General features: G+C 34.6%; 14 protein-coding genes. All 14 read left to right on the forward strand.

From position 1 onward, the window contains the following. Position 1 precedes the first annotated feature (1 nt). The 14 genes from ACQY44_RS03515 to ACQY44_RS03580 all read left to right on the forward strand — a co-directional run bounded on the left by ACQY44_RS03515 (position 2) and on the right by ACQY44_RS03580 (position 19,946). Entirely contained in the window at positions 2-1,030 is a 1,029-nt protein-coding gene (locus ACQY44_RS03515) for a PorP/SprF family type IX secretion system membrane protein (protein ID WP_428229030.1), read from the forward strand. 241 nt (positions 1,031-1,271) lie between these two features. Continuing rightward, positions 1,272-2,591, forward strand: a complete 1,320-nt coding sequence (locus tag ACQY44_RS03520) for a hypothetical protein (protein ID WP_428229031.1) — start codon at positions 1,272-1,274, stop codon at positions 2,589-2,591. Positions 2,592-3,005: 414 nt separating this feature from the next. Then, positions 3,006-3,860: a hypothetical protein gene (locus ACQY44_RS03525; protein WP_428229032.1), complete on the forward strand. Its 855-nt coding sequence runs from the start codon at positions 3,006-3,008 to the stop codon at positions 3,858-3,860. 855 nt (positions 3,861-4,715) lie between these two features. After that, positions 4,716-10,826 carry a DUF7507 domain-containing protein gene (locus ACQY44_RS03530; RefSeq protein ID WP_428229033.1) on the forward strand — a complete coding sequence of 2,037 codons (6,111 nt, stop codon included), beginning with the start codon at positions 4,716-4,718 and terminating at the stop codon, positions 10,824-10,826. A 57-nt stretch (positions 10,827-10,883) separates the two neighbouring features. Further along, positions 10,884-11,789, forward strand: coding sequence for a PorP/SprF family type IX secretion system membrane protein (locus ACQY44_RS03535; protein WP_428229034.1), 906 nt, complete (start codon positions 10,884-10,886; stop codon positions 11,787-11,789). Between the two features lie 12 nt (positions 11,790-11,801). Continuing rightward, on the forward strand, positions 11,802-13,739 hold the full coding sequence (locus ACQY44_RS03540) for an OmpA family protein (RefSeq protein ID WP_428229035.1): 1,938 nt from the start codon (positions 11,802-11,804) through the stop codon (positions 13,737-13,739). Between the two features lie 263 nt (positions 13,740-14,002). Then, on the forward strand, positions 14,003-14,461 hold the full coding sequence (locus ACQY44_RS03545; RefSeq protein ID WP_428229036.1) for a YHS domain-containing (seleno)protein: 459 nt from the start codon (positions 14,003-14,005) through the stop codon (positions 14,459-14,461). Positions 14,462-14,469: 8 nt separating this feature from the next. Beyond that, positions 14,470-14,850 carry a DoxX family membrane protein gene (locus tag ACQY44_RS03550; protein WP_428229037.1) on the forward strand — a complete coding sequence of 127 codons (381 nt, stop codon included), beginning with the start codon at positions 14,470-14,472 and terminating at the stop codon, positions 14,848-14,850. 6 nt (positions 14,851-14,856) lie between these two features. Next, a complete protein-coding gene (locus ACQY44_RS03555; RefSeq protein WP_428229038.1) occupies positions 14,857-15,345 on the forward strand; it encodes a DinB family protein in 489 nt (162 codons plus the stop codon). Further along, positions 15,333-16,043 (forward strand): NRDE family protein, encoded by a 711-nt coding sequence (locus ACQY44_RS03560; protein ID WP_428229039.1) that lies wholly within the window; start codon positions 15,333-15,335, stop codon positions 16,041-16,043. The genes ACQY44_RS03555 and ACQY44_RS03560 overlap by 13 nt, the downstream gene beginning before the upstream one ends. 12 nt (positions 16,044-16,055) lie before the next feature. Next, positions 16,056-17,090 (forward strand): D-alanine--D-alanine ligase, encoded by a 1,035-nt coding sequence (locus ACQY44_RS03565; RefSeq protein WP_428229040.1) that lies wholly within the window; start codon positions 16,056-16,058, stop codon positions 17,088-17,090. 2 nt (positions 17,091-17,092) lie between these two features. Then, complete coding sequence (locus ACQY44_RS03570; protein WP_428229041.1) at positions 17,093-17,740, forward strand: hypothetical protein; 648 nt, start codon at positions 17,093-17,095, stop codon at positions 17,738-17,740. 527 nt (positions 17,741-18,267) lie between these two features. Beyond that, the gene (locus ACQY44_RS03575) at positions 18,268-19,461 is read left to right on the forward strand and encodes a DUF7482 domain-containing protein (protein ID WP_428229042.1); all 1,194 of its coding nucleotides are present in this window, start codon (positions 18,268-18,270) and stop codon (positions 19,459-19,461) included. A 20-nt stretch (positions 19,462-19,481) separates the two neighbouring features. Further along, on the forward strand, positions 19,482-19,946 hold the full coding sequence (locus ACQY44_RS03580) for a DUF417 family protein (RefSeq protein WP_428229043.1): 465 nt from the start codon (positions 19,482-19,484) through the stop codon (positions 19,944-19,946). Positions 19,947-20,412 lie beyond the last annotated feature (466 nt).

A 20,412-nucleotide genomic window follows, 5' to 3' on the forward strand; every position in this document is an offset into this window, starting at 1 on the left:
TATGACAAAAGACAGTTTAATGCAATTAAAGTTATGTTTACTATTAATATGGTTAACAGCTTCGAGCCAAATGGCTATTGCGCAGCAAGATATACGGTTTAGCCAGTATGTCTTTAATGGTCTAAGTGTAAATCCGGCTTATGCTGGATATAAAGAAGATATTTATGTTAATTCAACCTATAGAAAACAATGGGTTAGTTTTCCTGGGGCTCCCGAAACGGGAACAGTGGCAGTTGATGGTTTGGCTAATTTGCTTGGAAATAAAACAGTAGGGCTAGGTGCACAGATTACCTGGGATAGAGTAGGCCCACAAGACATCGTCTCTTTTTATGCTTCGTATGCGTATCGAATAAGACTAAACTCAGAAGATGATAGACGACTATCACTTGGTTTAGGTGTGGGGTTGAATCAATATTCTATAGACGGGAACCGATTATCTCCTACAGATCAAGGAGATCCAAATCTTCCTGAAGGAAGAGTAAGCACAATAAAACCTAATGCAAATGTTGGAGTTTATTATTATACACCTAAATTTTATGCAGGATTCTCTGCTATGGATATTTTTCCAAGTAATATTTACGATAATGCATTTGCAGGTAAAAACAACTATGACTATCTGGTTACCAAAAAAGTCCCACATTACTATTTAACAGCTGGATATATATTCACATTATCTGAAGATTTTAAGCTTCAGCCTTCGATTATGTTTAAAGATGATCTTAAAGGCCCAACTAATGTTGATAACAATCTTTTATTATTATGGGCTGATCGGTTTTGGGTAGGAGGTTCTTATCGCTCCGCAATAAAATTATGGAATAAAGACAATCTTCAAATTGGGCTTGAGGAAAAAGATGCTGTAAGTATTATGGCAGGTTTTTATGTTACCGAACGCCTTCGAATTGGATATGTCTATGATTTTACAACCAGCCAATTAGACAATTATCAAAAAGGCTCACATGAGATATCAATTGGTTTCTTCTTATTTAATAAGAAAAGAGCAGAACGTAATATCAGTCCGCATTATTTTTAATAATGGTTTAACCTAACAAAAAAGTGATAGGTATAGATTTGTAAAATGCTACATCGCATTATTAATGGTAATACAATGTGAGGGCAAACGCCCAGGATCAAAAAACAGAACTAAAAGTAGACAAAGAACATTTCGATAGTTATCAGTATTATTTGTCAGTGATGGACAACCGATGTACAAAAACTGATTAGTAATAAAACATCTAATTAAATAGTAAGAACTTTTTTTTAATCTATAAGCTATGAAAAAAACATTTGCATTAATTGCAGTTATCTTGGGTACTATAAGCAGTACAACTGCCCAGATTAAAGTGGGCAGCAACCCAACGAGCATAAATTCCAACTCAGTACTGGAGCTCGAAAGCGCTTCGAAAGGGTTGCTTATGCCCAGAGTTTCTCTGACTAGTACATCTTCATTTGCGCCATTAACTGCTCATGTTGCGGGAATGACGGTTTATAATACCGCCACTGCCGGAACTGGTGCAACCGCGGTAGTACCTGGTTATTATTACAATGATGGAGCTCAATGGGTTCAAACATTGAATCAGGCAACTGCATTAAAATTAGAGCCTTGGTACAATGTAGCAACAACTAGTCCTGCAACAAGTAATACTCAAAACATCTATCAACTGGGAAATGTAGGAATTGGCACGCCTGCCCCAGGAGTATTATTGGATGTGGCAAAAAACAATGGTGTATCTGAGGATGCACTACTGAGAATCCGAAATACTTCGCCTGTAGCGACTGGTAATACGGCTTTTATAGGTTTTAATTCGTACAATGGGGGCGGAGCTACATGGGGTATCGGTTCCACACAAAACGGTACCGGTACAGTTGACAGCAACTTCGATATTTTGTACAGTAGTGGAGGTAGTTATTTAAAACGCATGACGATAATACCTAATGGTAATGTTGGGATTGGAACAGTAACGCCTCAAAAAACATTGCATGTAGTAGGTGATTTACAGGTTACCAAAGAACTTAATGTAGGAGGAAATGCTTCTACGGCGGGAAGCGCAGGGACTACAGGACAGATCCTTATGTCTGCTGGATCAGGAGTAGCCCCTTCATGGCAAAATTTTAATACGGTAAGTGGAACTATTGCTTCTACTAATTATGTGCAAGGTACTACCGCAGTAACAGTTAATACAGGTGATACAGCGGATGTGCCCGGAGTTACCATAACGTTAACAGTACCAGCAGGACGTCAACAGACATTTTTATTTAATATTTTAGGATATGCTTTACAATTTAATGGAAGTACAACGCAAGGTGTATTCTCTTTACTGCAAAATGGAGTTAAAATCTCTTCTGCTTATGCTTCTAAAGCTGGATCGTTTCCAGGCTCTGGCTCAGGAACAACTTTAGTGAATATGCCAGTTCCTGTCACTTTCTTAAAGTCTGTGAGTTTGTCTGCTGGCACGTATACATTTAAAGTACAATATACAGCATGGGCTGGTAATGCAACAGTTAATTATGTTCCGTTAACCTATGGTGGTTATAATGGAGATACAGAATCGATGTTGACAAAAATGCAAGTATTGGTTTATAATAATCCGTAACATCTACCAATGAATTCAAAAATGTAAGCAGTATGAATCTTGTTAAATTCTTTTGTAGATGATTTTATTTAATTATGTGCGGTAAAACTAATGAAAATTTTACTTCTAACAAAAAATGAGATTATGGAAATGATGAAATATAAACTTGCAATATTGTTCCTGTAATTTAAATACCCTTCATGTGGAACTCAATACAATGAGAACCGATGCACAAAAACTGATTCGCAGGAAAACATCTAATTAAATATTAAGACTTTTTTTAAATCTGTAATTATGAAAAAAATATTTTGCTCATTAATTTGGAGCCTACTCCTTGTTAGTAGCCTCTCTGCCCAAGTGAAAATAGGCAATAATTCTACGACTTTAAATACCAACTCCTTATTGGAACTAGAAGGCACTTCAAAGGGGTTACTTATGCCACGCATTGCATTGACGAGCACAACATCATTTGCGCCATTAACTGCTCATGTTGCGGGAATGACGGTTTATAATACCGCCACTGCCGGAACTGGTGCAACCGCGGTAGTACCTGGTTATTATTACAATGATGGAGCTCAATGGGTTCAAACATTGAATCAGGCAACTGCATTAAAATTAGAGCCTTGGTACAATGTAGCAACAACTAGTCCTGCAACAACTAATACCCAAAACATCTATCAACTGGGAAATGTAGGAATTGGAACAACAGCACCAACTAAAAAACTCTCTATCAATAGCGGGAATGTAAACGGAGCTATCCAAATAGTTGATGGGACTCAGCAAGATGGTAGAGTACTAACCTCTGATGCTAATGGAGTAGGAACCTGGAAGAGTGTGACAGTAAGCAGTGTTACTGGAGTTACTCCGGCTGCCAGTACTCCTTTTGGAACAGCAGCAACAGGTGGTGACAAGTATATGAATAGTTACATTGATTTACCACAAGGGAAATGGTTTGTATATATGGGATTTCTTGTAAATGGAGCTACGGCAGCTAATACTAAGTACGCAGGAAGACTAACCTTTTCAACTAGTACTACTTCAGGGACGGAAACTACAGGTTTCGATTTTATTAACGGCAATAGATATATCTTTACTCAAACATCAAATGGTTCAGCAGGTGCAACTACTTATGGTCTGTTTTGTTCTGGAATTGTAAGAGTAGATGTTACAAGTACAACAACTAAAAGATTATATGTTTGGGATGCAAACTCTAGAAATTTTGGTACAACAACAGGAGTATCTCTAGGAGCGTATGGAGAAAATTATTTATTTGCCATACGAGCAGATTAAATTATTGTAATAATTTCTATAATTCTTTGCTTGTGTAAAATAGTTAGTTCTAAAAACAACATTTAACAACAAAATGAAATTGAGAGACTAAAAATACAGGTAAACAAAATATCTAAAATAGATGAAGAGCTAAACTCATTAAAGGCAAGCTTAAAGCAATTAACGAGTAACCAAAAAAATATAACTACTGCAAGTAAGTAACGTAAGCATGTTTTTGAAATCAATTAAAAAATAGAAGAACTGAAGTCTTGATCTTATCTTTATTTATTCTTATATAGCAAGTAACTTTGGGAGATGGTTATTTGCTCTGTGTCCTGCAGTTTTAATTAATTGCAGGATACTTTTTCTAATCAACCAGTTTTTTTAGAAAACTAAAAAATTGGTTAAACTAAAAACTAGAGTTGCTTTTATTGTAATTACTATTTGTATATGAGATCAAAATAGAATAGTCTGTTTGAAGAGGGCATAACAACTAATAGAACGGATTTAGGCAATTGAATTATTTTTTTTGAGAGTGGATATATAAGCAACTTTCATTTTAGTAAAATCTTTAAATACTATTGTTTAATGATATAAATTACAGGAAATAGAATAATTTAAAAAATATTGTTGCTTTTACTTTTATGGCAGAATCGTGGCACATGAAAATGAGTTTTTTTGTTCACTTAAACGGGTTAATTAATATAATCTATTTAGTTAGAATTGCTTTATTGGATATGCTCTGTTTTACCTACTTATTGATAAAAAAGTTATCGATGCCTGAATCATATTATCGTTATTTCAAAATCATTTTTTATAGAAAATAACCTCTTATTTTTTACAAATTTTTAAGGAACTAATTTAATTAATAAAGTTATGGTCAAAAAAATATTTTCGACTTCAGAATTATTCAAGTATTTCCTTTTTTTGCTATTTTTATTGATAGCAACTTTAGATACACAAGCTCAAGCAGGAAAGGCCACTACAGGGACGGGTTTATATAAAGACAACATTTTTTGGCTCAATTGGGATTTGGATAATAATGGATCATCTGGAGATGCCATTACAGATGGAACCATTCGGTCTTTTACTTCTCCTTCCGGGGTTATTTATACAGCAACAGTTTCTAATTTAGTAGGATCTCCTATGTCTAATAGTAGCTATAGTTATTTCGGAAATAATTTTCCATATGGATATGGAAATATTGGCGGTAATAACGGCGCAGGTAATATTATAGGTATAAACAATGGAACAAATGGACAAACAGCAAGTTTTCGAATAACGATTGTTGCAAACTATCCCAATGGGACGGCTGGAAATATTGAAGCTTTTGTAATAGCAGGTACGGAAACATTAAGTACAAACGAATACTACCAAATCACTACTCCTTCTGGAGTTGTTAGATATATGGATAAATATATCTACATGGATAATTGGTCCAATATGAGTACACAACTCCAAGTTTCTTCAAATGGATCAGTCGTGAGGGTTGCGAATGCAAGCTCTGGTGATTCTAAGGGGGATGCTTTATTACTAGCAGAAAATGTACCTTATATTGATGTAGCTGTAAAAGGTGGTGGGGGGCAACATTTTGCTATTGGATTTATAGAAAATGTAGATTTCTCCGATGCACCTGATAGTTATGGTATGGCGGTGCATATAGTGAATAGTACTACTACTGGTGGCGCTTTATTAGATGGTAATATGATCCTGTCTACAGCTACGAATACTCTAGATTCGGAAAGAGGAACTATTGTTGATCCCTTACTATTGCTAGGAACACTTATAGACACTGAAGCAAATTATACACCAGCTGCGGCTGGAACAGTTCCTAATGGAGATGATATAACAGGGCTTGCTGATGAAGATGCTATTGAAAGTTTTTCCTGGCCACTTTGTCAGGCTACTATCAAAGTTAAAAATGAAACGAGTAATCCTGCTTATTTAAGTTTATGGATAGATGCCGATCGTAATGGTGTTTTTAATGCAAATGAAATAGCGACTTATACAGTGCCAGCAGGAACAAACGGAAATGTTATGGTATCGCTTTCAGCTATTGAAGGACTCAAGTCAGGCAACAATTATTATACACGAATACGACTCTCTTCGACAGATAATTTACCTCCTGATGGATTTGCTATCGACGGTGAAGTAGAAGATCATTGGGTAAATATAAATCCTATAATTACAACACCAACCCCTTTAATCGTTTGCCAAGGAGGCACTGCGTCTTTTGTTGGAGTTACCGATACAGGAGCTACGCACGGATGGACGGGGCCAAATGGCTTTGTGTCTACTTTGCAAAGTCCATCGATATCCAATGTTCAGCCTAGTGATGCAGGAATATATACATTAACTCTTACCTATGCTTCAGGTTGTGTTATTTCTTCGGATGTAACTCTAACGGTTAATTCAGCTCCAGATATACCAACTTTAGGTTTGGTAACTCAACCTAATTGTATTACTGCAACCGGAAATGTTGTATTGAATAGTTTACCATCAGGTAACTGGGTAATAATTGCAACACCAGCAACTCCAGGTTTAGGAGGATTGATAGGTTCTGGTGCAACTACCACTGTAGAAGGTCTTATTGCGGGTACAACCTACCAGTTTAAAGTTGAAAATGATTTAGGTTGTATTTCGGCATTAAGTGCTCCACTACCAATTAATAATATAATTTGTGCAAACGATGACACAATGCCAGTAATCAACGGAACAACAGGCGGTGTGACTCCAAGTGTTTTTGCTAATGATACTTTGGATGGATTACCATTTTTACCAGCTGATGTTACATTAACAACTGCTGTACCACTTCCAACAGGATTAACATTAAATGCTGACGGAACAATTACAGTTGATGCCAATACACCGGTAGGAAGCTACGATCTTGAGTATACAATTTGTGAAAAATTGAATTCAACAAACTGTGATACAGCTACAGTTACAGTGGTAGTTTCTATAATAGATGCCACAAACGATACACCGATATTGATCAACGGAACAACAGGCGGTGTGACTCCAAGTGTTTTTGCTAATGATACTTTGGATGGATTACCATTTTTACCAGCTGATGTTACATTAACAACTGCTGTACCGCTTCCAACAGGATTAACATTAAATGCTGACGGAACAATTACAGTTGATGCCAATACAGCACCAGGAAGTTATCCTATAACGTATTCAATTTGTCAGACAGCCAATGCATTAATTTGTGATACAGCTACAGTTACAGTGGTAGTCTCTACAATAGATGCCACAAACGATACACCAGTATCGATCAACGGAACAACAGGCGGTGTGACTCCAAGTGTTTTTGCTAATGATACTTTGGATGGATTACCATTTTTACCAGCTGATGTTACATTAACAACTGCTGTACCGCTTCCAACAGGATTAACATTAAATGCTGACGGAACAATTACAGTTGATGCCAATACAGCGTCTGGAAGTTATCCTATAACGTATTCAATTTGTCAGACAGCCAATGCATTAATTTGTGATACAGCTACAGTTACAGTGGTAGTCTCTACAATAGATGCCACAAACGATACACCAGTATTGATCAACGGAACAACAGGCGGTGTGACTCCAAGTGTTTTTGCTAATGATACTTTGGATGGATTACCATTTTCACCAGCTGATGTTACATTAACAACTGCTGTACCGCTTCCAACAGGATTAACATTAAATGCTAACGGAACAATTACAGTTGATGCCAATACAGCGCCAGGAAGTTATCCTATAACGTATTCAATTTGTCAGACAGCCAATGCATTAATTTGTGATACAGCTACAGTTACAGTGGTAGTCTCTACAATAGATGCCACAAACGATACACCAGTATCGATCAACGGAACAACAGGCGGTGTGACTCCAAGTGTTTTTGCTAATGATACTTTGGATGGATTACCATTTTTACCAGCTGATGTTACATTAACAACTGCTGTACCGCTTCCAACAGGATTAACATTAAATGCTGACGGAACAATTACAGTTGATGCCAATACAGCGCCAGGAAGTTATCCTATAACGTATTCAATTTGTCAGACAGCCAATGCATTAATTTGTGATACAGCTACAGTTACAGTGGTAGTCTCTACAATAGATGCCACAAACGATACACCAGTATCGATCAACGGAACAACAGGCGGTGTGACTCCAAGTGTTTTTGCTAATGATACTTTGGATGGATTACCATTTTTACCAGCTGATGTTACATTAACAACTGCTGTACCGCTTCCAACAGGATTAACATTAAATGCTGACGGAACAATTACAGTTGATGCCAATACAGCGCCAGGAAGTTATCCTATAACGTATTCAATTTGTCAGACAGCCAATGCATTAATTTGTGATACAGCTACAGTTACAGTGGTAGTCTCTACAATAGATGCCACAAACGACACACCAGTATCGATCAACGGAACAACAGGCGGTGTGACTCCAAGTGTTTTTGCTAATGATACTTTGGATGGATTACCATTTTTACCAGCTGATGTTACATTAACAACTGCTGTACCGCTTCCAATAGGATTAACATTAAATGCTGACGGAACAATTACAGTTGATGCCAATACAGCACCTGGAAGTTATCCTATAACGTATTCAATTTGTCAGACAGCCAATGCATTAATTTGTGATACAGCTACAGTTACAGTGGTAGTCTCTACAATAGATGCCACAAACGATACACCAGTATCGATCAACGGAACAACAGGCGGTGTGACTCCAAGTGTTTTTGCTAATGATACTTTGGATGGATTACCATTTTTACCAGCTGATGTTACATTAACAACTGCTGTACCGCTTCCAACAGGATTAACATTAAATGCTGACGGAACAATTACAGTTGATGCCAATACAGCGCCAGGAAGTTATCCTATAACGTATTCAATTTGTCAGACAGCCAATGCATTAATTTGTGATACAGCTACAGTTACAGTGGTAGTCTCTACAATAGATGCCACAAACGACACACCAGTATCGATCAACGGAACAACAGGCGGTGTGACTCCAAGTGTTTTTGCTAATGATACTTTGGATGGATTACCATTTTTACCAGCTGATGTTACATTAACAACTGCTGTACCGCTTCCAATAGGATTAACATTAAATGCTGACGGAACAATTACAGTTGATGCCAATACAGCACCTGGAAGTTATCCTATAACGTATTCAATTTGTCAGACAGCCAATGCATTAATTTGTGATACAGCTACAGTAACAGTGGTAGTCTCTACAATAGATGCCACAAACGACACACCAGTATCGATCAACGGAACAACAGGCGGTGTGACTCCAAGTGTTTTTGCTAATGATACTTTGGATGGATTACCATTTTCACCAGCTGATGTTACATTAACAACTGCTGTACCGCTTCCAACAGGATTAACATTAAATGCTGACGGAACAATTACAGTTGATACCAATACAGCGCCAGGAAGTTATCCTATAACGTATTCAATTTGTCAGACAGCCAATGCATTAATTTGTGATACAGCTACAGTAAATGTTATAGTAGAAGTGCCTTCTATAGAAATTATCAAAAAAGCAACTTTTAATGATGTAAATGGGGACGGTTTTACTCAAATAGGAGAAACTATTACCTATAACTTTTCAGTTGTAAATACAGGGACAATGCAATTAACAGATGTTGTTGTAATTGATCCAATGGTTACTGTAACCGGCGGCCCACTTGCGGTATTAAATGTTGGTACAAAAGACGATACAACATTCAACGCAATTTATGTAATTACACAAGCAGATATAGATGCGGGATCTATAAACAATCAGGCATTAGTAACGGCATTTCCAGTTGTTGGAATTCCAATATCTAATTTATCAGATAGCAATGATCCAACATTACCAGGGAAGAACGATCCAACTGTTACGAAGTTATCTCAGAATCCTGGTTTAAAATTATTGAAAAAAGGAATATATGAGGATGCGAATAATGATGGTGTTGTAAGTGTAGGAGACTACATTAATTATGCCTTCAGAGTAATAAATATTGGAAATGTCACGATTAAAGACATTTCAGTATCCGATCCTATGGTTACAGTTTTAGGTGGGCCAATTTCATCACTCGATCCTTTAGCTTTTGATGCAACAACTTTCACGGCAAGGTATACACTTACGCAAGCGGATATTGATCTGGGTGCTGTATATAATTTAGCGCTAGTAACCGGATTTGATCCTGCAGGGTTAAGAATTGATAATGATTCCGAAGATGAATCACCATTAACACCAGGTGATATATTTTATATGCCAAGCTGTCCAAAATGTACAGTTACTCCTTTAACACAAAAATCAGCAATTGCTCTCATTAAAAGAGCTGCGTTTAACGATGAAAATAAAAACGGTAATACTGAAGCAGGCGAAACCATTACTTATAGTTTTATTGTTACAAATACAGGAAATGTTAAGCTTACAAATATTACGATTAAAGATCCGCTTCCTGGAATTGTTATAACCGGAGGTCCAATATCTTTGGCGCCGGGAGAAAGTGACAGTACCACTTTTAAAGGAGTTTATACAATAAAACAAAATGATATCAATGCAGAGAAAGTTTCTAATCAGGCTTTTGTAACTGGAGAGAATTCTTTAGGTATTATTGTAACGGATGCTTCTGATGATACTGACAACCTAGGAGATAATCCAACAGTTTTGACATTATCAGGCTGCACAATAAAAGTTTTCAATGCGATATCTGCAAATGGGGACTTTAAAAATGAAAGATTTTATATTAAGGGTATCGAATGTTATCCAGACAATACCGTTGAGATTTACAATCGTTGGGGAGTTTTGGTATTTCAACGTGAGAATTATAATAATGAAGAGCGCGCTTTTAGAGGATTATCAGAAGGCCGTACTACAGTGAAGAAATCGGAAGGATTACCAGATGGTACCTATTATTATATTCTGAAGTACAAGGACATTGATTCCAACGCGCATCAAGAAGCAGGATACTTATACCTTACTAAGTAATAATTAAAACAAAATGGCTTAGTTGTAAAAAACTAAGCCATTATAAAAGAAAAACAAATGAGAAAATTAGTTTTAGTTTTTATGTTTTTTTCCGCTACGGGATTTGCGCAACAAGACGCGCAGTATACGCAATATATGTACAATACCATTAATATAAACCCTGCATATACAGGTTCAAGAGGAGCCATGAGTATTTTTGGTTTGTATCGTACGCAATGGGTCGGACTCGACGGAGCGCCGGAAACGAGCAGTTTTTCGTTAAATACACCAATAAATAATAGTAATCTGGGATTAGGAGTTTCACTTGTAAACGATAAAATAGGGCCAACTAATGAGAATACTTTTTCTGCCGATTTATCTTATACAGTACCAACATCTGAAACCTTTAAGCTTTCCTTCGGAATCAAGGGAACAGCTAACTTATTCAATCTGGACATCAATAAATTGAATCCCGAACATCAGGGCGATCCGCAGTTTCAGGATTTGGATAATAAATTCTCACCAAATATTGGAGCGGGAGTATATTGGCATTCAGATAAAGCATATATCGGGTTATCAGTACCTAATTTCATCGAAACCACAAGATACAGTGATAATGATTATGTTATTTTTAAGAATAAGATCAATTACTATCTTATAGCTGGTTATGTATTCGATTTAGATCCGTATATTAAATTCAAACCGGCAGTACTTACTAAAATGGTCGAAGGAGCACCATTGCAGGTTGATCTCTCTGCAAACTTCATGTATAATGACAAATTTACATTAGGAGTAGCTTACAGATGGAGCGCAGCATTAAGTGCTATGGCGGGATTTCAGGTGACTGATGGTTTATTCATTGGCTATGCTTATGATCGTGAAACGACAAGATTAAATAATTATAATTCCGGTTCTCATGAGATATTCCTACGATTTGAATTTTTGAATAATTACAACCGAATAACTTCACCAAGATTCTTCTAAATCCTCGAAAAGATGAAAATTAAATATATACTTTCCGCCATTTTAGTACTTGTAGTTCTAAAAGCAGGTGCACAAAAAGCAGGTCAGAATAAAGCAGATAAAGATTATAACCAATATGCTTATATTGATGCAATTGAAACCTACGAAAGAGTTGCCGAAAAAGGATATAAGGATGAAAAAATGTTCCAGAGACTAGGTAACGCTTATTATTTTAATGGAGAATTAATCAAGGCAACTAAATGGTATGATGCCCTTTTTGAAATGAATGCTGAGCAAGAACCAGAATATTATTACCGTTATGCACAAACCTTGAAAGCAACAGGAGATTATATGAAAGCAGATAAAATTCTCGAGACTTTCAACAAAAAAATAAAGACTGATAAAAGAGGTGTATTATTCGAAAATAATAAAAATTACCTGGAACAAATAAAAGCCAATTCGGGAAGATTCGAAATAGCCAATGCCGGAATTAACTCTACACAAACCGATTATGGAAGTGCTTTTTACACCAATAAACTCGTTTTTGCATCAGCGAGAGATACGGGAGGCATAGCTAAGAAAACATTTAAATGGACCAACAAGTCTTTTACCAATCTATATTCAGCCGAATTAAAAGCTGATGGAACATTAGGAAAACCGGAGCGATTTGAAAAGAAAATCAATTCTAAATTCAATGAATCTACGCCTGTTTTTACTAAAGATGGAAATACAATGTATTTTACAAGAAACAACTATCTGGACGGAAAAAGAGGAAAGGACGATCAGAAAATCACATTGCTAAAACTGTACAAAGCAGATTTTTCAAACGGAAAATGGATTAATATTAGTGAATTGCCATTTAATAGCGATCAATATAGTACGGCTCACCCAGCTTTAAGTTTAGATGAAAAAAAACTATATTTTGCATCAGATATGCCAGGAACTCTGGGACAATCAGATTTATATAGTGTAAGTATTAACAGTGACGGAAGCTTTGGCAAACCGGAGAATTTAGGAGCGGCTATAAATACTGAAGGAAGAGAAACTTTTCCATTTGTATCTGCAGACAACGAATTGTATTTTGCCAGTGACGGGCAGCCAGGGCTAGGGGGATTAGATGTATTTGTTGCGACAATTAATAATGATAGTACTTTTTCTGAAGTGCAAAATATCGGAGAGCCAGTAAACAGTAAGCAGGATGATTTTTCTTTTATCATCAACAACGAAACTAGAAACGGATTCTTTTCTTCGAACAGAGAAGGCGGTATAGGAAACGATGATATTTACAAGCTCACAGAAACAAGAAAACTACTATGTGAACAAAAATTGAAAGGAAAAGTTGTTGACCAGGAAACCAATAAAATACTTGATAATGCAAAAGTAATTCTTCTCGATGAAGAATTTAGAATCATAGATGAAGTTATAACAGAAGCAGACGGAAATTATACCTTTAAAGTAAAGTGTAACGCAACCTACCATGTAAGAGCCTCGAGACAGGATTATGAAACTAAAGAAATTCCAATAATAATAAAAGACCAAACAGGTGAAACGAGTATAACAATAGCATTAGAAAAAAGAATCAAAACAGTAGGCATAGGAACTGATCTGGCTAAAACACTCAATATTCCAATTATCTATTTTGATTTGGATAAATCCTATATTCGAAAAGATGCGGCTTTCGAATTGGAGAAAATACTGATGGTAATGAAACAGTATCCAAAGATGAAAATAGATGTTCGTTCGCATACGGACAGTCGACAAACTGCCAAATACAATCTTTCTTTATCAGATAGAAGAGCCAAGTCGACAGTACAATGGTTAATTAAAAATGGGATTGAGGCCAATAGATTAACCGGAAAGGGGTATGGTGAGAGTCAGCTCGTAAATAATTGTTCTGATGGAGTAACTTGTACAGAAGCTGAACATCAGTTAAACAGACGAAGTGAGTTTATAATCATTGGTATGGAATAATATAAATTAAAATATACCTTACTTTCCGACTCATAATGAGAATTAATAAAAGCCAAGGAAATTACTTTTGGAAGCTCCAGAAAACTACAAAAGGAGAGTTAACATACACTATAATGGAATCAATACTAGTTTTTTATTAGTTTTTTCTGTTTTTGTTGTGAATCCCGAGAGCGATATACTTTTTGAATATACTCCTGCTGATTTTAGACAGCACATAACTATAGAATTACTTTTCAACATTAAAAAACTTAAAATTTAAAAAAATGAAAAAGCTATTATTACTTTTATGGATCTTGGTTTCAGGAATTTCATTTGCTCAAAATGATGCCAAAAGAATTAGTCATTATAATTTAGAAAATAAACTTGCCATTCAGGGGTATGATCCGGTAGGATATTTTAATCAGGGAAAAGCAATTAAAGGGAAAAAAGAGATTTCAACTTCTTATCAAGGTGTAATCTATAATTTTTCATCAGGTGAAAATAAAAATTCATTTATAAAAAATCCAACGAAATATGAACCGCAATATGGTGGCTGGTGTGCTTATGCTATGGGAAGTGCAGGTGAAAAAGTCGAAATAAATCCGGAAACTTTTAAAATTGTTGATGGTAAATTATTTTTGTTTTACAATTCTTTTTTTAACAATACGCTGAAAAGCTGGAACAAAGACGAGGGCAATTTAAGAAGAAAGGCAGATAGCAATTGGAAAAAAATCTATAAATAATGAGAGTCATGAAAAAGGAAGTCTTACTATGGATACTCAGAATTGTGGCGTCGGTAATTTTATTGCAAACCTTATATTTTAAATTCAGCGGAGCAGAAGAAAGTATCTATATTTTCACTGCTTTAGGAATAGAACCATATGGAAGAATTGGTTCTGCAATTGCGGAATTGATTGTAGCCATTTTAATTTTGATTCCTAGAACGAGCTGGATTGGTGCCATTGGTGGATGCGGAATTATGAGTGGAGCTATTTTATCACATTTATTTGTTTTGGGACTCGTGGTGAAAGATGACGGCGGATTACTTTTTAGTCTGGCTGTTATTACACTGCTATGCTGTCTGGGTTTACTTTATTACAACAAAAGCAAATTGTTTAATCTTTTAAATTAAAGAATTATGTTACTAAAATCAATATGTCAAAGTTTAGATAAGTTAAACGGTTTATTGAATCAATTGTCTGATAAAGACTATTCAAAGTCTTGCCAGGCGTTAAGCAATGCAACTATCGGCGAACATACAAGACATATTCTCGAGATGTTTCAATGTCTGGAACAAAATTATCATTCGGGAGTTTTAAATTATGATGACCGTGAGCGAAATAATCGAATTCAAACCGAAACTGAGTTTGCCAAACAATGCATTGTTGAAATTAAATCAGGATTGAAAAGTGAGAATAAAATAATTTATTTGGAACAGTTTATAGATCGTCTCACGATCAGAATTCAAAGTAATTATTATAGAGAATTGCTTTATAATTTAGAGCATTGTGTTCATCATCAGGCTCTAATAAAAGTTGCCGTTTTGCAATTCGAAAATATTTTAATAGATGAAAATTTTGGCGTAGCACACTCGACAATTGAATACAGAAAACAATGTGTACAGTAAGTTTTGTAAATAATAACGGAGTTGTAATTATTACTTCGAACCGGGATGAAAAAGTAATTCGTCCCAGGGCTATTGTGCCAAGAAATTATGTGCACAACGGAAAAAATGTTATGTATCCAAAGGATTCAAAAGCAGGAGGAACCTGGTTTGCAATGGATGAAGACGGAACTGTTCTGGTTTTATTAAATGGAGGGACCACCAAACACAATCCAGTATTGCCTTATCGAAAAAGCCGCGGATTAATCGTTTTAGATATTATTGCAAATGAGTCTCCAAAGTATTTTTGGAAACAAATTGATTTGGATAACATCGAACCTTTTACTTTGGTTTTGTATCATGAAAAAATGTTGTATGAATTGATTTGGGATGGTTTTCTAAAAATATCTAAAAAACTGGATGAATCTCAAAACTATATTTGGTCGTCAGTTACTTTATATTTAGACGAAATTAGAAAAGAAAGATTAGATTGGTTTTTTGATTTTTTGAAAGGTAAAAATGAAATCTCGTTCTTGGATATGCTCAATTTTCATAGAAACGCACACAGCGATGATACTCAAAATGGTTTAATTATTAATAGAGATAACATGATGAAGACCCTGAGTGTAACCCAAACGGTAATAGAGCAAAATAAGAATGTAATGAAATATTATGATTTAGTTAAAAGAGAATATTTTTCAACCACTTTAATTCGAATTTAAAAACATGCAAAGATGAAACTATTTTTTCACAAAGTAACTAATTGGGAGTATTGGCCATTTCAGATTTTGTATGTTCCTATCTATTTTATTTGGGTATATTATGCGATCAAAGCAAGATCTATTTTTTTCTTTAATGCCTCTAATCCGAAAATTAAAAACGGAGGCTTTATTATGGAAAGCAAAAAACAAATTTATGATTTGCTTCCTAAAAAATATTATCCAAAAACTATTTTAATTAAGGAGCATGCGGATTTGAAAACGATAGTAGATAAGGTAATTGAAAAGCAAATATATTTCCCATTAATAGCAAAACCGGATATTGGATTGCGTGGTTCAGGCGTAAAAAAAATTAAAACGGTATCGGAACTGAAAGACTATAGCGAAAAAGCAAATTTTGATTTTTTATTGCAGGATTTGATTCCGTTCAAAAATGAAGTTGGTATTTTCTATGTCCGTCATCCACGTCATAAAAACGGAAAAATTACAGGAATTGTTTGTAAAGAATTTCTAATTGTTATAGGAGACGGAAAATCTACAATTGAATATTTAATCAAACAAACCCCAAGATTTCAGTTGCAGCTAGATGTTTTAAGAGAAGAATATGGCAATCAATTGCATCTAATCTTACAGAAAGGCGAAACCAAAAATCTAGTTCCGTTCGGGAATCATGCAAGGGGGGCAAAATTTTTGGATGGTAGCGACTGGGTTACTCCAAGATTAACTAAGATGATCAATGAAGTCGCTGCTCAAATTCCGGAATTCTATTTCGGACGTTTTGATATCATGTACAACACCTTTGAAGAATTAGAACGAGGAGAAAATTTTCAGATTGTAGAGTTAAACGGCGCGGCGAGTGAGCCCACACATATTTATGATCCTAAACATTCGGTATGGTTTGCCTGGAAAGAACTGGCGCGACATATTACCTATATGTATGAAATAAGTGTTGAAAACCATAAAATGGGCGTTCCGTATTTAGACTACAAAGTAGGCATACGGGAATACAGATTGCATTTGGAACAAAACAATAAAATAATGAATTTCTAAAAATGAAAAAAGTAAAAAATATCTCAGTTGGATTTCTGGTAAGTTTTCTCGGATCAGTTCCGCTAGGGTATTTAAACTTAGTTGGACTAGAAATCTATGCAAAATCAGGACTTCATAATTTGATTTTCTTTTTGTTTGGAGTCGTATTTGTAGAGACCTTTGTAATTTATTTTACGTTGCTTTTCGCCAAACAACTTATAAAAAATAGAAAACTTATGAAAATTATTGATCTGTTTTCAGTTGGTTTTATGCTTATCCTAGCTTTTGTTTTTTATTTGAATTTTAATCAGTCAACAAAGTCTAATTATTATTTAGGTAAATATTTGATCTATTCTCCTTTTGTAATTGGCATAATTTTGAATGGCTTTAATTTTTTACAATTGCCTTTTTGGACAAGCTGGAATCTGTATTTGCTAAATGAAAAATATATTACAATTCAAAGGAAGTTAAAATATTATTATATTGTAGGGACTTTAATAGGCGTTTTTTTAGGAATGTTAAGCGTAATAATAATATTGCAATCTGTTATAGAGCCAAATCAATTTTCAAAGGGCATATTGACTGTTTTTATTCCGTTTTTTTTTATTGCTTTAGCAGGTATTCAATTGTTTAAAGTATATAAGAAATATTTCACTGGGTATTTAGATTGAAAAAACTAGAAAATAAATAGTTCACCAATAAATGAAATATTTAAAGCTTAATTTTCTTTAAAGATCATCTTTGCATGGAAGGCAGAAAGGAGCTCTGTATCTTTTAGTTTTTTTGATTTAGATTTTAGTGTATAATTGTTTTATAATATAAAAAACAAATAACAACCAGACAAATATGTAAACTTATGGCTTTCCTATTAAGATGATGATTAATGCTATTGAAATGAATGCAATTTAACCAACAATCAAACACATTTTACTCTATTTAAAAACAAGGATAAATTCCTCAATGCGTAACTCTTGTTTTAATTGTAAGAAATAAAATACGGAAAATTCAAATCTTACTAGGTGATTTCCCAAAAGTTATAATGTACTTATGTAGAAACAACTTACGAGTTCACCTGTAAATGGTTATAAAAAAAATAGTTGTACAGTAAATAATAGCTTGATGATCATTATAGCATTGTAATCAATACCACATGTAAATCGAACTATTTTAATAATTAAATCCTTTAAATATATATATTATGAAAAAATTATTAAGTTTCTCAACATTAGCTTTAGGCTTTATGTTTTTATCATGTTCAAATAATAATGATAAACATTCTTTACCTGAAACAGAAAAACAGAATGAGGCTAGACAATTACTTGCAACATCAGCTCTTGAAGGAGGAAGAGCCATGTATGAACCTGGTAAAGGTGTTAATTTTAGAGTTCAGGATAGTGTTTACGTAAAAAGCGCTTTAGCGATAAAATTATCTAAAAATAATGCAACTGTTACATTGCCTCTTTTTATTGGTATATCTCCTAATGGCAAGAATGTTTATTACATTATTACCGATGCTTCTGATTATAATATTGCAAAGCAAATGGGGGTTAATTATTCGCCCAAACTCGTAAATGCTATTGGTAGTGGGGGGGAGCAATATGTAACTATTGAAAACGGGCATATGAAATTTAAAGGGAACGTAGATTTTTCTCCAAATCTTTCAATTGTTCCGGGTAATGCTCCAGACTACTTTCCTCCACAATCCTATTCACCAGGGGCAATCGCCGATACGGAGTGGTCTTCAATTGTTGTACTTCCTAGCGGGCAAGTATTAAATGCTCAGATGGTAAGCAATGACACAGGGAATCATGATCGTTTAGTAGCAATCGATAAGAATAAAATGAGTGTAATTTTATCTATTTTAGATGGCTTTAGAGGAGGAAAAGAATACTTTTTTCATTTAGTTACAGATGCAACAGATAATTTACCAGCTACTCTTGAAAAAGGAGTCTCGGCTTCGAGATTAGCAAAAATACCAGCTTTTGGGAAGTCGTTACCTACAGACAAATCTGCTTTCTTAGGGTTTTCTCCTAACGCTAACGGGATTACTGATATTTCTACAGGGCAAGGTCAGGGATTTTCTTATTCAATCCATAATGCAGGTGTAGATCCTATTAATGTATTTCCTCTTGCACCAAAAAATGAAGAATCATCTTTGAGTAATAATTATAGTCCACTTTGGGATGCACATGTGTCTAAATGGACTGCTCAAGCTTTTACTGACAACAAAGTAAGAAGAATTACATCTATTCAAGATCAGAAAAACCTAATTGCACAAGGATATTTAACTAGTCTTGCTGAAACCGGAGAAGTAAATAGCTTTACAGGGCTTCGTCCTGTAAATTTAATGATTAACTGTCCTGTTATAGCACATCCGAGTAGCGTTGAATAATCATAAGACTTATTAAAAATATGAAAAACACTTCACAATCAATAAACAAAAAATCACCAACCTATAAAATGGGGTATTATATCTCGTTTTTTGGTACAGCTCTTATTTTACTTTGGATCGGAATTCTCAAATTTACTCCCACCGAAGCTGCAGGAATAAAGAACTTAGTAGAAAACCATTTTCTCACTTTTTTTTTATATGATATTATGAGTGATCAGGCAGTGTCAAATTTAATTGGAATCATAGAAATTGTCATTGCCCTACTTCTTATATTTAGTGTAAAATTTGCATTCTTACGAAAATATGCCGCGATAGGGATGATCGTAACTTTCCTTACAACATTGAGTTATTTATTTACAACTCCAGGAATTTGGAAAGTAGTGGATGGAGTACTCGTAACTGATTTTTTTATTGTAAAAGATCTTATGTTTTTAGGATTCGCATTGATGATATTTCAAAACGATAAAATGACTAGTCCTAAATAATCGATACAGATTATTAGGCAAATATATTTAATTATACACCTGTAAAAGCTTTTTTTTTCAGGTGTTTTTCTTTTATAAGTTCTCATCTCTACTATGTTTTGTTGGTGTATTGCTTAGAAAAAATCACATGATTAGACTAGGGATATCTATGTTTAAATCATTCTGTAAATGGGCAGTTTAACTTTTAAATTACTTAAATCCTTATATTTTATTCTGACAGATGCGACTGAACCATATCATACAGAACCTTGACTCGTATCATAATAAAAATGGGTGCTAGTAATCTTTACAAAATTAGGATCGACTATTCTCGTAGTTAAACTCAGAGTACGCATCGTTTCGGGAAATATATAGTAAATCTCGAGGATAAAATAATTTATTAAATATATTACAAAAATGAATAAATTATTAATTATAGTTTGTTTATTTGTAATATATTTGTTTGCAGTGTGTTAGTTTTTATGTG

This window comes from Flavobacterium sp. (assembly GCF_965277525.1).
Lineage (GTDB): Bacteria > Bacteroidota > Bacteroidia > Flavobacteriales > Flavobacteriaceae > Flavobacterium.

What these genes read in the sequence shown, in the direction of transcription:
- ACQY44_RS03515 (WP_428229030.1), top strand. Translation starts at nt 2, where the DNA reads ATGACAAAAGACAGTTTAATGCAATTAAAGTTATGTTTACTATTAATA.
- ACQY44_RS03520 (WP_428229031.1), top strand. Translation starts at nt 1,272, where the DNA reads ATGAAAAAAACATTTGCATTAATTGCAGTTATCTTGGGTACTATAAGC.
- ACQY44_RS03525 (WP_428229032.1), top strand. Translation starts at nt 3,006, where the DNA reads ATGCCACGCATTGCATTGACGAGCACAACATCATTTGCGCCATTAACT.
- ACQY44_RS03530 (WP_428229033.1), top strand. Translation starts at nt 4,716, where the DNA reads ATGGTCAAAAAAATATTTTCGACTTCAGAATTATTCAAGTATTTCCTT.
- ACQY44_RS03535 (WP_428229034.1), top strand. Translation starts at nt 10,884, where the DNA reads ATGAGAAAATTAGTTTTAGTTTTTATGTTTTTTTCCGCTACGGGATTT.
- ACQY44_RS03540 (WP_428229035.1), top strand. Translation starts at nt 11,802, where the DNA reads ATGAAAATTAAATATATACTTTCCGCCATTTTAGTACTTGTAGTTCTA.
- ACQY44_RS03545 (WP_428229036.1), top strand. Translation starts at nt 14,003, where the DNA reads ATGAAAAAGCTATTATTACTTTTATGGATCTTGGTTTCAGGAATTTCA.
- ACQY44_RS03550 (WP_428229037.1), top strand. Translation starts at nt 14,470, where the DNA reads ATGAAAAAGGAAGTCTTACTATGGATACTCAGAATTGTGGCGTCGGTA.
- ACQY44_RS03555 (WP_428229038.1), top strand. Translation starts at nt 14,857, where the DNA reads ATGTTACTAAAATCAATATGTCAAAGTTTAGATAAGTTAAACGGTTTA.
- ACQY44_RS03560 (WP_428229039.1), top strand. Translation starts at nt 15,333, where the DNA reads ATGTGTACAGTAAGTTTTGTAAATAATAACGGAGTTGTAATTATTACT.
- ACQY44_RS03565 (WP_428229040.1), top strand. Translation starts at nt 16,056, where the DNA reads ATGAAACTATTTTTTCACAAAGTAACTAATTGGGAGTATTGGCCATTT.
- ACQY44_RS03570 (WP_428229041.1), top strand. Translation starts at nt 17,093, where the DNA reads ATGAAAAAAGTAAAAAATATCTCAGTTGGATTTCTGGTAAGTTTTCTC.
- ACQY44_RS03575 (WP_428229042.1), top strand. Translation starts at nt 18,268, where the DNA reads ATGAAAAAATTATTAAGTTTCTCAACATTAGCTTTAGGCTTTATGTTT.
- ACQY44_RS03580 (WP_428229043.1), top strand. Translation starts at nt 19,482, where the DNA reads ATGAAAAACACTTCACAATCAATAAACAAAAAATCACCAACCTATAAA.